This is a genomic window from Streptomyces sp. NPDC028907 (assembly GCF_055564995.1).
On record NZ_JBVHVE010000002.1, the window covers coordinates 255,576 to 268,867 of the forward strand.

Annotated in this window: 14 protein-coding genes and 1 tRNA gene; 11 read left to right on the plus strand and 4 right to left on the minus strand. The window is 70.1% G+C overall.

Annotated features, from left to right (window positions below; genetic code table 11):
- Positions 1–69 precede the first annotated feature (69 nt).
- Entirely contained in the window at positions 70–1,314 is a 1,245-nt protein-coding gene (locus ACZ4UU_RS05565) for a PucR family transcriptional regulator (protein WP_468037865.1), read from the minus strand.
- Positions 1,315–1,691: 377 nt separating this feature from the next.
- Complete coding sequence (locus tag ACZ4UU_RS05570; RefSeq protein WP_468036696.1) at positions 1,692–2,066, minus strand: winged helix-turn-helix transcriptional regulator; 375 nt, start codon at positions 2,064–2,066, stop codon at positions 1,692–1,694.
- A gap of 90 nt (positions 2,067–2,156) precedes the next feature.
- Here ACZ4UU_RS05570 and ACZ4UU_RS05575 point away from each other — a divergent pair, with 90 nt between their 5' ends.
- The 5 genes from ACZ4UU_RS05575 to ACZ4UU_RS05595 all read left to right on the plus strand — a co-directional run bounded on the left by ACZ4UU_RS05575 (position 2,157) and on the right by ACZ4UU_RS05595 (position 5,187).
- Complete coding sequence (locus tag ACZ4UU_RS05575; protein ID WP_468036698.1) at positions 2,157–2,969, plus strand: MBL fold metallo-hydrolase; 813 nt, start codon at positions 2,157–2,159, stop codon at positions 2,967–2,969.
- A gap of 241 nt (positions 2,970–3,210) precedes the next feature.
- A complete protein-coding gene (locus tag ACZ4UU_RS05580; RefSeq protein WP_468036700.1) occupies positions 3,211–3,561 on the plus strand; it encodes a YybH family protein in 351 nt (116 codons plus the stop codon).
- Between the two features lie 136 nt (positions 3,562–3,697).
- Entirely contained in the window at positions 3,698–3,901 is a 204-nt protein-coding gene (locus ACZ4UU_RS05585) for a hypothetical protein (protein ID WP_468036701.1), read from the plus strand.
- Between the two features lie 43 nt (positions 3,902–3,944).
- Positions 3,945–4,295, plus strand: coding sequence for a YybH family protein (locus ACZ4UU_RS05590; protein WP_468036703.1), 351 nt, complete (start codon positions 3,945–3,947; stop codon positions 4,293–4,295).
- An 819-nt stretch (positions 4,296–5,114) separates the two neighbouring features.
- Positions 5,115–5,187: transfer RNA gene (locus ACZ4UU_RS05595), tRNA-Arg, on the plus strand.
- A 216-nt stretch (positions 5,188–5,403) separates the two neighbouring features.
- Here the strand turns inward: ACZ4UU_RS05595 and ACZ4UU_RS05600 are convergent.
- Complete coding sequence (locus ACZ4UU_RS05600) at positions 5,404–6,372, minus strand: hypothetical protein (protein ID WP_468036705.1); 969 nt, start codon at positions 6,370–6,372, stop codon at positions 5,404–5,406.
- A gap of 231 nt (positions 6,373–6,603) precedes the next feature.
- Here ACZ4UU_RS05600 and ACZ4UU_RS05605 point away from each other — a divergent pair, with 231 nt between their 5' ends.
- Entirely contained in the window at positions 6,604–8,232 is a 1,629-nt protein-coding gene (locus tag ACZ4UU_RS05605) for an MFS transporter (protein WP_468036707.1), read from the plus strand.
- A 19-nt stretch (positions 8,233–8,251) separates the two neighbouring features.
- Complete coding sequence (locus ACZ4UU_RS05610) at positions 8,252–8,785, plus strand: hypothetical protein (RefSeq protein WP_468036709.1); 534 nt, start codon at positions 8,252–8,254, stop codon at positions 8,783–8,785.
- A gap of 317 nt (positions 8,786–9,102) precedes the next feature.
- Here ACZ4UU_RS05610 and ACZ4UU_RS05615 read toward each other — a convergent pair whose 3' ends face one another.
- A complete protein-coding gene (locus ACZ4UU_RS05615; RefSeq protein ID WP_468036711.1) occupies positions 9,103–9,744 on the minus strand; it encodes a potassium channel family protein in 642 nt (213 codons plus the stop codon).
- Positions 9,745–9,962: 218 nt separating this feature from the next.
- On the opposite strand from ACZ4UU_RS05615, the gene ACZ4UU_RS05620 reads away from it, so the two are divergent.
- From ACZ4UU_RS05620 to ACZ4UU_RS05635, 4 genes are all read left to right on the plus strand, one after another.
- Entirely contained in the window at positions 9,963–10,622 is a 660-nt protein-coding gene (locus ACZ4UU_RS05620) for an HdeD family acid-resistance protein (RefSeq protein WP_468036713.1), read from the plus strand.
- A 93-nt stretch (positions 10,623–10,715) separates the two neighbouring features.
- The gene (locus ACZ4UU_RS05625; protein ID WP_468036715.1) at positions 10,716–12,062 is read left to right on the plus strand and encodes a hypothetical protein; all 1,347 of its coding nucleotides are present in this window, start codon (positions 10,716–10,718) and stop codon (positions 12,060–12,062) included.
- A 219-nt stretch (positions 12,063–12,281) separates the two neighbouring features.
- Positions 12,282–12,746, plus strand: a complete 465-nt coding sequence (locus ACZ4UU_RS05630) for an SHOCT domain-containing protein (RefSeq protein WP_468036717.1) — start codon at positions 12,282–12,284, stop codon at positions 12,744–12,746.
- 30 nt (positions 12,747–12,776) lie between these two features.
- Positions 12,777–13,265, plus strand: coding sequence for a DUF7144 family membrane protein (locus ACZ4UU_RS05635; protein ID WP_468036719.1), 489 nt, complete (start codon positions 12,777–12,779; stop codon positions 13,263–13,265).
- Positions 13,266–13,292: the final 27 nt, after the last annotated feature.

The window sequence follows — 13,292 nt, forward strand, 5'->3', positions numbered from 1 at the left end:
CTTCACTGTGATCGGATCACACCGCTGTGGAGGGAGGTGATCGGGCCTCCACCTGCGGAGGTGACCGGGTCACACCGCGGTGCCGGAACCGCCCCCGAACAGTCTGATCGCGATCAGCAGCTCCTGGAGGTCGGCGAGCCTGCGCAGGTCGCACCCCGTCCGTTCCTCGACACGGGCCAGACGGTGATGTGCGGTGTTGATGTGGACACCGAGTCGCTGGGCCGCGGCCTTCACGTTCAGATCGCTGGCCGCGTACTCCTCCACGGTCCTGATCAGGGTGCCGTCCGCCCTGGAGTCCTCGGCCACGAAGGTGCGGAGCGCCGCCGGCACCATCCGTGCGGCGGTCTCGTCCGCTCGGAGCGTCAGATAGTCGAGCACACTGAGATCGGACAGACAGACGACGCCACCGTCCGGCGGCAGAGTGCCCAGCGCGGAGACCGCCTCGTGGTACGCCTTCCCCAGATCGACGACGGTGTCGTACCGCGTGCTGACGCCCACCGCGAGCCGTGTCCCCTGGCCGGCGAGCGTCCGCCAAGCCGTCCTCACGGATTCCCCGGACACACTGCCCACCCTGTCGCGCAGCGCCCGCACGATCACTATCTCGTCCTGCCGCAGCACGGTCAGCGCACGAGCCGGGTCGCCCGCGGCCTGCCCCAGAAGCGAGGCGGCGGAACGCAGACTGTAGGGGTCGCCGACGGGACCCACGGGCACCGCGACCACCACGGCACACGGCGTATCGGGATGCAGCCCGGCCTTCGTGGCCGCGGTCAGCCGTGGTCCCGGCGCCGGCTCCCGTCCCGCGATCAGGTCTTCGAGCAGGTCCCGACGCACCCGGTCGCCTTCCACGGCCAGGAACTGTTCCTCGTCCAGATAAGCCCGGGCCGCGACCGTACTGCCCCGGTTGATCAGTTCCATGACGAGTCCGCACGCTTCCAGCGCGACGTCACGCCCGCCGGTCGTGTGCACCGCCCAGTCGGCGATCGCCTCCCACATCACGCGGTGCGCGATGCGCAGCGCGTGCATGAAATCCACCAGGGGCATACCCTGCCGTGCCCGCCGCGCGGCATGCGGGCGGACGAACGCCACGTCGTCGTCCGTGACCGGTCGGTCGCGGGCCAGGCTGACACTGAGCACGTCGACCGCCTCCGTCACGTGGGCCACCACGTCGGCCAGCAGCGCTTCGTCCACGAGGGCGGCGTAGCCGGGAATCTCCGTCCGCATGGCCTCCAGAGCCGCCTCGGCCAGTGACTGCCGCTGAGCGGCGATGATGTCGGCCACCTCGTTGAGGGCGGCCACCTGACCTGATCGGCGCATCACGGCCTCAGCCTAGGGGAGCCATGGCGTCAGTGCGCCGCTAGATCACTGGGATGAACCGACGCTCGGTAAGACCCGTGACGCCGACTCGACTTCGCTTCTTCGGCACCGGCTTCCGCCGTGGACCAGTGGCGTGGGCGAGCCGCGGTACATCGACGGCTGCTCAGGCGGCAAGGGTGGATTCGCCCGGCGAGCCGACGCGCCGGCCACCCACGATCCCGCCATCGGCCGCGACCTGCCGTGCGGAAGCCGTTGTGCGCCTACCGTGAGTGACGGCGAGCCGTTGTTGAGTCCTGAGCTCCGCACGCGGTTCATTCTGGTCAGGGCGCTGACTCAGACGGCGGAAGCACGGTGACGTGTGCACCGATCCTGCCTTGTCAGAGCTTCGGGTCGGTGGTGTGGGTGCGCCGGTGGTGGGCGTAGTCGCTGGTGTGTTCTTCGGCCCAGTTCTGCAGGTGTTGCAGTGCGGTGGTGGCGCCGCGGGCGAGGTCGGTCAGGTCGTACTGCACCGTCGGTGGGCGGCTGGTGTGCACGGTACGGGTGATCAGTCCACCGGTTTCGAGGTCGCGCAGGGTCTGCGCGAGCATCTTGTCGCTGACGCCGCCGGCCCGCCGGCGCAGCTCGGACCAGCGTTGCGGGCCGTCCATGAGGTCGACCAGGACCAGGGCGGCCCACCGGGCGGTGACCAGGTCGAACAGCTGCCTGCCGGGACAGGCGGGATTACGGACGTTGCCTCGCGTGCTTTCCTGCACGTGCTCACCTCACCTAAAGGTATGTACTTCCCTTGAGAAAGTAACTCGGTCAGAGTGAGGGAGCCAACCGCTGATCGTCAAGGAGTACCCGTGGTAACCGACGTTGCCGTGACCCGCGCCGTGAACACCGTGACGGTGCTCGGCGGCCCCACCGCGCTGATCCACCTGGCCGGCTGGACGCTGCTGACCGACCCGACCTTCGACGCCGCCGGCACCGAATACCAGGACGGCCCGGTCCCGGTGCGCAAGACCGCCGGCCCGGCGCTGAAGCCCGCACAACTGCCCGCCCTCGACGCCGTCGTGGTCAGCCACACCGGGCATCTGGACAACCTCGACACCGCCGGGCGTGCGGTGGCCTCCGCTGCCTCGGAGGTGTTCACCACCGTCGCCGGCGCCGAGGATCTCGGGGGCGGCGCCGTCGGCCTGGAGCCCTGGCAGACCCGGACCCTGTCGACGCCGGGCCGCACGCCGCTGAACATCACCGCGGTCCCCGCCCGCCACGGGCCCGTCGGCACCGAGGACCTCACCGGTCCGGTCACCGGCTTCCTCCTGCACACCGACGACGGATCGGCACCGAGCGTGTACGTGTCCGGTGACACCGTCGACCTGGACGCGATGAGCGCCCTGGCCGGCCGGTACCGCGTCGACGTGGCGCTGCTGCACCTGGGCGCGGCCGGCTTCGAGGCATTCGGTGACATACGACTGTCGCTGACCGCGGTCCAGGCCGTCGAGGCCCGCCGCCTGCTCGGCGACCCCCTCGTGGTGGCCGTGCACGCCGAGGGCTGGGCGCACTACACCGAAGACCGCAGCCACGTCCAGCAGACCTTCGACGCCGCCGGCGTCCCGCTGCACTGGCCCACCCCCGGCGAGCCCGTCACCCTGCCCGACCCGCACACCCGCTGACACCTCACCCAGTGCCGCCGGCGCACCGGCCCGCTCCGTCTACGCCGCCGCAGACGCGGGAGCGGCTGCGGTCACCGCGCTGTACGAGGGCCTCGCCACCGTGCAGGACAACACCATCGACGCGCAGGGCAGCGCCCAACAACTTCTGGGGCTGACGCCGCGCACCACCGGCCAATGGCTCACGCAGATCGGCCTGTAGCCGACCCGCCCGTCCGCAACGAAGAAAAGAAAAGGAAAGAACATGAAACCGGAAGTCCTGCACGAGCGCTTCGCCCAGTACCTCAAGGACCAGGACCTCGACGGACTGGGTTCCCTGTTCGCCGAAGACGCCATGTTCGTACCGGGACCGGGACAGCAGCCCGTCTTCGGCAGGGAAAGCATCAAGGAAGCGCTGAAGCCCTACCTCGCCTCGCCCAGCACCATGGAGGTGGTGGCCACGTCGGTCCATCAGAACGGCGACCTGGCGATGGTCCAGCCGTCCTGGCGGATCACGAGCGAGGACGGCATCGTGGAAGGAAAGGCGATCGAGGTGATGAAGAGGACGAGCGAGGGGAACTGGCTCTACATCATCGACAACCCCTACGGCGTCTGATTCTCGTCATCCCGGCATCACCGTCGGGCAACGGAACCTCGCCACGGCAACGGCGGCCCTATCGACGTTCTCGATGCGGCCCCCGCTGCACTGGCCCACCCCGGGCCGGCCCCTCACCCTGCCGGACCCGCACCCGATGACACCTCACCCAGTGCCGCCGTCGGCGCACCGGCCCGCTCCTTCCACGCCGCCGCAGACGCGGGAGCGGGCGGTCACCGCACTGCACGAGGGCCTCGCCATCGTGCCGGACAAGATCATCAGCGCGCACGACAGCGCCCGGCAGTTTCTGGGGCTGACGCCGCGCACCACCGGCCAATGGCTCACGCAGATCGGCCTGTAGCCGACCCACCCGTCCGCAACGAAAGAAAAGAAGAGGAAAGAACATGACACCGGAAGTCGTGCACGAGCGCTTCGCCAAGTACCTCAAGGACCAGGACCTCGACAGCATGGGTTCCCTGTTCGACGAAGACGCCATGTTCGTACCGGGACCGGGACAGCAGCCCGTCTACGGCAGAGAAGGAATCAAGGAAGCGCTGAAGCCCTACCTCGCCTCGCCCGGCACCTTTGAGATGGGGGCCGCGTCGGTCCATCAGAACGGCGACCTGGCGATGGTCCAGGTGCCCTGGCGGATCACGAGCGAGGGCGGCACCGTGGAAGGAAAGTCGGTCGAGGTGATGAGGAGGACGAGCGAGGGGGACTGGGTCTACATCATCGAAAACCCCTACGGCGTCTGATTCTCGTCATCCCGGCATCACCGTCGGGCGACGGAACCTCGTCACGGCAGCGGCGGCCGCATCGACGTTCTCGATGCGGCCGCCGCTTGCTGTCCGGCGTCGGTGACACGGTCATGATCCGGTGTGGTCCGGGCGCAGTTGGCCGGTGAGGGTAGCAGGTCTTCGACGTGGCGTTGTGCGGTAAAGGCTCCGCTGCCGACGGCGAACAGGCCGGTCCTGGCGAAGTCCACGCGGGTACCGGCTGTCACGGCGCCGGGGAAAGCGGTGCCGGTGAACCGCCGGTACAGCAATGCTTCGTCGGTGCCGCCGCGGTGAGTCGTTCGATGGTGTGCCGCCGTCGGGAAACGCCGTGGCCAGTGCGGTCAGCAGCATGACAAGGACGTCGCGTCCGTGGGCCCACCCCGAGGTTGTGAGCGTGTCCCGCTTGCGTGCTGTGCAAGAGGCCCCTGCCTCCGCGGGAGCGGCCTGTCATGCCAGGCACCCGAGACAGCGGCAAGTAGCCCCACAAGCTGACACAGGGAGCAGAACGGTCCAACGGCCCTGGGTCCCGGCTCCCACAACGTCCACCAACCGCGCGATGCAAGCCCCAGGCACCGCAGGTCAGAGGCACTCCAGCTCGCCGCCCCGACCTCCTGCCCCCAGACAGAGGACCCTCACTGGCGCGCATCCGCTAAGCTACCCCTGGTCAGTCGTTGGTACGTGACGTTGTCTGCTCAGATGACCCAGCGGAGAGCGTTGCACCACGTCTGACCAGCGGGCTTGCGCTCCTCGTCGAAGATCCACACCCTGGGTTTTCAACAAGGTTTTCTACAAGCCCCCGCCTTCGTAGCTCAGGGGATAGAGCACCGCTCTCCTAAAGCGGGTGTCGCAGGTTCGAATCCTGCCGGGGGCACAACGCAACAAGCCCATGGCCTGGGATTTCTCCCCCAGGGAGAGATTCTGTTCGGCCTCGGACTTCTCGTCCGGGGCCGTTTGCGTGAGCGGAACGGGTCGCCGCGACGATGCGGCGGTCGGGAGAGCGCGGTGCGCCGCGCACGCACCTCCGGTTGGTGTGAACGCACGTCGTTGAGAGCGTCCGGCGCCCGCCCTGCTGAGCTTCGAAGGACAGTCAAAGGCGTCGGTGCCGGCGCCAGTACCAGAGCGCGCCGACCCCGGCGGACGCCGTGGCCAGTGTGATGCCGAGGACCGGCCAGCGGCTCTCGGCGATGCGCAGGCCGGTCAGGAAGGTCACGACGGTCAGGACGAGCGGTACGAGGAGGGAGATGAGCGCACGGAGTACGGCCGCCATGACGTCTGGTTCGATGCGGGAGGTCCGGCGGCGGCGCGGGGCGGGTGCGGGGTCGGCGAAGTAGTAGACGAGGGTACGGCCCGCCAGGCTGGCATCGGCACGCCGGTAGACCACTGCCATATACGGGAGCCAGACGAGGGGCGCGACCAGTCCGACCAGGAAGACCACGCCGAGCAGCAACCACCGCCAAGCCTGGACGGCTCCCCGGCGTACACGCCGGGGCGCGTCCTGGCCGTCGTCGGACGGCGCGAGAATGCCGAGGATGCGGGCCATCCGCAGGGTGACGTTCCACAGGGCCGCCCATCGCCTCCAGCGGGCGGTTGCGCCGGCGGCGGGTCCAGTGCGGGTCAGCGCCTCCTGGGCCTGTCCCGTGTCCTCGTACACGCCTTGGAGGACGAGGAGTTCGCCGGCGCGGGCACTCGCCGTGGGGTCACGGCCGTGGAGATCGGCCAGCTCCAGGACCGTACGTGCCTGGCGGAGCAGCGCCGCGCAGAACGCGAGGGGAACGAGCACGAGGAACGGGCCGCCCACGATGGATCCCTCCGACACGACGGCCCGTCGGCCACGAGCGACCACCCGGCCCCGCAATTCCGCCTCGGTGGCGTCGGGGTGGCTCCGCCGAAGCGAGGCGATTGCTTCGGGCACGCCAGGCCCGACGCGGCGGACGGCGAAGTCGGCGAGGAGTTCGGGGAGGTGCCTGGGATCGGTGACGACCGATGCCAGCAGCGAGCGTTCAGGGAAGGGCTCCTTGCGGGAGCCCTCAGCTCTCGGATTCTCCCGGTGCGGCACATGTCGTATCTACCACGAATCGCCCGGATCGCCGTCTGGGTCTCCGTCGGAGTCGGCGCCTGCCCTCTCCGCCGGCACACACCACCGTGGCGCGGCCCTTCCCCCGTGGCGGGTGAGGCAAGGGGCCCGGGTTTGGGATGCGATAGGAGGAACAGCGAGAAGTGCGCCGGCCCCATGCCTCGCCTGGTCCGGCGGCGCGCCTGAGCCGGACGACTCTGCGAGGTGGACAGCGTGAAGCACTGGCGGGCTCTGATCGTCCTCGGTACGGCCCAGTTCCTGATGGTCCTGGACACCTCCGTCATGAACGTGTCCATCAGTCAGCTGGTCGAGGACTTCGACACGGAGGTCACCGCCATCCAGGCCGTCATCACGCTGTACGCGCTCGTCATGGCCGCGTTCATGATCATCGGTGGCAGGTTCGGGGACATTCTGGGGCGTCGCCGCATGTTCCTGCTGGGGCTGGTCGTCTACGGCGTGGGGTCCGCCCTGACCGCTGTGGCGCCCACGTTGTGGGTCCTCACGCTGGGCTGGTCCGTCATCGAGGGGCTCGGAGCCGCCATGGTGCTGCCGGCCATGGCCGCCCTCGTCGCGGAGTCGTACCGCGGGAAGGACCGGGCCGTCGCCTACGCGGTCATCGGCGGGCTCGCCGGCGCCGGGATCGCGGTCGGACCGCTGCTGGGCGGCTGGGTGACGACGTACCTCACCTGGCGGCTGGTCTTCGCCGGTGAGGTCGTGGTCGTCGTGGCCGTCCTGCTGTGCCGCCGAGTGATCGCGACGCCCGCCCCGAGCGGTTCGCGCCCCCGGCTCGACGTGGTCGGTGCGGTGCTCTCCGCGGCCGGACTGGGGCTGGGCGTGCTCGGGGTGCTGCAGAGCAGCACCTGGGGATGGGTGCAGCCGCGCAATCCGCCCTTCACCGTCCTCGGCTTCGCCCCGACGCTGTTCGTCATCGGTGCCGGGGCGGCCGTCCTTGCGCTCTTCCGGCACTGGGAGAAGCGGAGGGAGAACCAAGGCGTCGACCCCCTCGTGCATCTGTCCCTGCTGGGCAGACCTGTCCTGCGGTCCGGTCTGATGACGCTGCTGAGCCAGAACCTCATCCTGCTGGGGTTGTTCTTCACCATCCCGCTGTACCTGCAGGTGGTTCAGGGATTCGACGCCTTCGAGACGGGCCTGCGCCTGCTCCCGGTGTCCGTGACCATGTTCGTGACCTCCCTGTCCGCGTCGTCGCTGGGGCGGGTCATGGGGCCGCGCCGGGTGGTCCGGCTGGCCCTGGTGACCCTGGCGGCCGCCATCGTGTGGCTGCTGGCCACCATCGACCCTGCCATCGACGACGCGCAGTTCGCCGGCGCCATGGCCCTGTTGGGCGTGGGCGTCGGCCTGCTCGCCTCGCAACTGGGCAACGTCGTCCAGTCCGGCGTCGGCGAGGAGGAACGCAGTGAAGCCGGAGGGCTCCAGTTCACGGCACAGAATCTGGGCTCCGCGCTGGGCACCGCGCTCATCGGGTCCATTCTGATCGGTGCGCTGGCCCACGCGTTCACCACGCAGGTGGACGAAAATCCGCGGCTGTCCGAACAGGCCCGTGAGGAGGTCGGTGTCGCCCTGGAGGCCGGGATCAGCTTCGTCCCCACCGATCAGGTGCGTTCGGCGGCCGAGCGTGCCGGGCTGCCGCCGTCCGAGGTCGACGCCGTCACGGACTCCTACGCCTCCGCGCAGCTGGACGGCCTGAAGGCGGCGATCCTGGCCACCGGCGGCATCGCTCTCGCCAGCTTCCTGGTCACGCCGAACCTGCCGACCGCACGGGCGGGCCGTCGCCGGCAGCCGGACACCGAGACTCCGGCCGGGGCAATGGGATCGACTCGCTGAGTTCGGGGGGAAGTCACCGATGTCCAGAACCCGAGCCACGACCGGCCGGGCCGCGGCCCGCGCGGAGCGCCGGGCACAGCGCCGGGCCCACGCGGACTACACGGGCGGTGTCTACGGATCCATGCTCGCGGCCTCCGTGGTGATCGGCGCGGGCTCCCTGGGCTCGTTCCCCCGCGCCGAGCTGGTGCTGCTGCTGTTGCTGACCGGAGTGGTCTTCTGGGTCGCGCATGTGCACTCCCAGCTGTTCGGGGCACGCCTGGCGCGAGAGGCTCCGGACCGCCGGGTCGTACTGCGCGTGTGCCGTGACGAGTGGCCGATCGTCAAGGCCGCGGTTCCGCCGGCCGCGGCGGTGGCCGTCAGCCCGCTCCTGGGACTGGACGTGCGAGGTGCTCTCTGGCTGGCTCTCTGCGTCGCCGTGGCCGGCCAGGTGGGCTGGTCCGTGGCCGCGGCCCGCCGGGCTGGTGCTTCGCCGCGGCTCATGGCCGCCACCGCATCGGTCAACCTGGTGCTCGGGCTTCTGATCATCTCCTTCAAAATCGTTCTGAAGCATTGATCCTCGGCGTCCGCTCGCCGGGCGTCGGCCGCCTGGACCGGGTGAGGCCTGTCGTGGCACGGAGGGAGGCGCACGATCGTGGGTGATGGCGCCGTCCGCCGGCCCGAAGCAGTCCACGGAAGGACGGCTTGTGCGCTACGAGATCCGCGTCGAGGGGCACCTGTCGGAAGCGTTGACCGAGGCCTGGAGCTGGGCCACGTTGTGATGGCCGGCAAGACCGTCCTGTTGGCGTGCGACGACCGCGCGCCTGTCCGGCCCCTGCCGTACGCCGCTCGCTCGTCCGGGCACAGGAAACGTAGGGAAAGCGTCCGGCACGGTCACGGTTCCGCCTCGTCGTCCGGCGTCTCGGCGTCGGCGCCGGAACGCGCTTGTGCCGACGGGGCGCGGCGCTGTCGGCGCAGCCCCGCCTGGACCGCGGTCGCCAGCACCCGGGCGGCGACGCCGACGAGCAGCAGCCCTCCCGTCATCTGCAGCATCGTCAGCACGCGTCCGGTCTGGGAGTGGGCGGTGATGTCCCCGTAGCCGACCGTGCTGAAGGTGGTCAGGGTGAAGTACAAGGCGTCCGTCCTGGTCAGCGGCTCGCTGAAGGAGCCGGGGGAGGAGCGGTCCAGCAAGTAGTAGGAGCCGGCGAAAAGGACCAGGAACAACACCAGCGTGGCGGCCAGGGCCTCGACGGCTCTCAGTCGCGGGTGCGGTGAGCGCGCGATGACCCGGACCTCCCATCCGAACACCAGCATTACGGCCAGCAGGCCGCACACGAGCAGTGCCGACGCGCCGGCCGTACCGCGCTCGTCCAGGGGCAGCAGGTAGTAGGCAGTGACAAGGCCGACCGTGATGAGCACGGCGCGGGCGCCGGCGACGACCGCCGCCCACCGGCGGGGGCGGCACCGCCGACGCGGACGGTCCGCGTCCGGTCCTGGCCGGGTCCGGTCCGTCCGGGCGGTGTTCGGATCGCTCATCTCGTGTCTTCTCGCTCCGTCCGGGCCCGGAAGGCGGGTGGGCAGGGCAGCGGGAGACTTCCACCTCACCGCCACGGCGGAGTCGATGGATCACCCGTGGTGGGTGATCCGGTCACCGATCGGCAGGCGTGATCCTGGAGCGGTCAGGTGCCCGCGCACCACCCCCTCCCCCGCCCCGTCGGCTTTCGGAGGGGACGGGCATCACGCGAGGAGGAGCCATGACCATGCCGCGTGGTCCGGCATCGCGTACCGGGCAGACCCCCGAGCCCGGCGGTGTGGCCCCGGGTCCGCTGGGAGACCCCACAGACGTGTTCGCGCGGCTCGGCCACTCATGGACCTGGCTCCTGGGCTCGGCCGTCGCGACGCTGGTGCCGGGCGTCCTGGTGCTGGTGTGGCCGGAGGCGACCCTGCACGTCCTGGCGGTCCTCATCGGCCTGTACCTGCTGGTGTCCGGGGTGTTCCGGTTCGTGGCCGTCTTCGCGCGGGAGGGACACGAGCGCCTGCCGGGGCTGCTCCTGGCAGTGCTGTACGTCCTGGCCGGGGTGCTGTGCCTGAGGAACCCACTGCAGACGATCGCCGCACTCTCGCTGATCACCGGGGCCGTCTGGCTCGTGTCCGGCATCCTCACCCTCTACACGGCCGTCTCCGCCGAGGACCTGCCACACCGCGGCGTCGTCACGGTCGCCGCCGTACTCGGCATCGTCGCAGGGATCGTGGTGCTCGCCCTGCCGGCCGAGTCGGCCCGTGCCCTGACCAGGCTGCTCGGCCTGTGGCTCGTCCTGCTCGGTCTGGCCGAGGCGGTGGTCGCCCTCGCTTGGCGGGCCGCGCTCCAAAAGACGCGCGCCCCGGGGCCGGGCGCCCCCGCCGCGACGGCCTGACACCGCACGAGCGCTCCGTTTCGGCTGCCTCCCCGACCGTCATCCCGATCAGCGACCGTCGCCACCGGCGCGGCACACGCGGAAAGGAGCCCCATGGACCCGGCCGCGACCCCGGATTCGCCGGACTCCGGCGGAGACGTCACCCGGCACCACGTCATGACCGCCGAGGAACGAGCGGAGTACGAGCGACTGCGCCGTCACGCAACGGTACGCCACCGGCGGGTACGCCGGGTCGGTGCCTCCGTCCTGCTGCTGCTGGCCCTGCTGCTCGCGCCCCTGGCCGTCGTCGCGGCCTGGGTCCAGGACACTGTCTCCGACACCGACCGGTACGTGGAGACCGTCGCTCCGCTGGCGTCCGAGCCGGCTGTGCAGGAGGTCGTGATCAACCGGCTCACGGACCGCGTGGTAGCGAACGTGGATGTCGCGGCGGTGACGGTCTCGCTCGTCAAGGCCCTCCAGGACGCCGGGGCTCCGCCCCGTGTCGTGGAGGGGGCCGAGTCCCTCGAGGGTCCGTTGCGCAACGCGGTCAGGACCGTCGTGGACCGCACCGTCACCCGCGTGATCACCAGTGACGCCTTCCAGCAGGTATGGGAGGGCGCCAACCGGCGCTCGCACGCCGCCGTGGTGAACATGCTCACCGGCGACCGCGAGGGTGCCGTAGGTGCTGAAGGCGACACCGTCCAACTGGATGTGGGAGCGGTCGTCGACCAGGTACGGGAGCGGCTCGTCGACGCGGGTTTCGACAAGGCCGCCGCCATCCCGGACACCGACCGGACGATCACCCTGTTCCAGACGGAAGAGCTGGGCAGGGCGCAGGACGCGATGCGGCTGCTTGACATCCTCGGCACCTGGCTGCCCGTCCTGACTGTCCTACTCGCCGCACTCGCCGTGTGGACCAATCCGGCACACCGGGTGATGCTGTTGATCACCGCGACGGGTGTCGGCGTGATGATGGTGGTGTTGCTCGTCGCGCTGGCCGTCGTGAGACGGGTCTATCTGGACTCGGTCCCGCCTGACGCACTGCCCACCGACGCCGCCGCCGCCATCTACGACACGTTCGTACGTTTCCTGCGCGACAGCACGCGCACCCTTCTGGTCGTGGCGGTGATCACAGCATTGGTCGCCTACCTGTACGGTCCCGGACGCCCCGCCCGCGCCGTCCGCACAGCGGCGGACCGGAGCACGACGGCCGCCGGCCGAGGGCTGCGCCGCGCCGGACTGCGCACCGGATCCACCGGACGCTGGCTGACGGACCACCGGGCATGGACCACCGGTGGCGTCATCGCGGCGGGAGCGCTGGCGCTGGTCCTCTGGAACCACCCCACGGTCGGAGCGGTGGCCCTCGTTCTCGGCATCGCCGTGGCCGTCCTGATCATCCTGGCGATCCTCGCGGCGGCAGCCGGGCCGGCCGACCGGGCGAGGGAAGGGGCGGCCCCGTGAGTCATGGCGAATCCCGGCCTCGGCACGCGCCCACAGGCACCCGGCAGCATCCCTGTTGCCTCCACCTCCTGGTACCGGACGGCCGCCGGTGCGCGTCCACCCGTGCTGCCGACTACAGCACGCTCACCCGCATCGGGTGAGGCCGCCCGGCCCTTGCCGTGCCCATGCTGAAGACAGCACGCAAACGGCAGCCGGGCGGGTGCCGGGGACGGAGGAGACATGAGCGCGCAGACGTACCTGGCTTACGACTATCCCCTGCTGAGCGTCTTCTGGAGCATGCTCTGGTTCTTCCTGTGGATCATGTGGTTCGCCCTGCTCTTCCGGGTCGTCGTGGACATCTTCCGTGACGACGACCTGAGCGGCTGGGCGAAGGCCGGCTGGCTGGTGTTCACCGTCCTGCTGCCCTTCCTGGGCGTCTTCGTCTACGTGGTCGCCCGCGGCAAGAACATGGGCCGCCGGGAGGTTGCGCAGGCGCGTGCACAGCAGGAGGACTTCAACGCCTACATCAGGCAGACCGCGGCCGGCGGCCGGACCAGCAGCGTCGACGAGCTCGCCAGGCTGTCCGAGATCCGCGCCCGCGGCGACATCACGGACGAGGAGTTCCGTAGGGCGAAGGACCTGGTCCTGACCAGCCACGGTCCGGCGGAGCACTCGGGATCCACCTCCCGTACGTCTGGTCACTGACCATCCGGATCACAGGAAACGAGGCCCAAGATGACCGCGACACACCCCCGGCCGGCGCACACGGCCAAGCAGGAATGGGCAACCGGCCTGACGGCCTTCGCGGCGGTGATGCTCTTCCTCGTCGGCCTGCTCGACATCTTCCGGGGCATCATGGCCATCGCCGAGGACGACGTCTTCGTCACGACGCGCAGCTACGTCTTCGAATTCGATCTGACCGGTTGGGGCTGGGTCCACCTCGCTCTGGGTGTGGTCGCCGTGATCGTCAGCTTCGGACTGCTCAGGACCGCGACCTGGGCACGCGTTGTCGGCGTGGCCATCGCCGGCCTCGTCATCATCGCCAACTTCCTCTCCCTGCCGTACTACCCGGTGTGGTCGGTCGTGATGATCACCATCTCGGGCTTCATCATCTGGGCCCTGTGCGTGGTCCAGCGCGGCAACCTCTTCGACCTGTCCGAAGAACGTCCCATGTCCGAGGCGCGCCCGCCGGACAGGCCCTCGTATCCGCACGGGCCCGCTTGAGCGCACAGCGGTCAGGGCGTGCGGCGG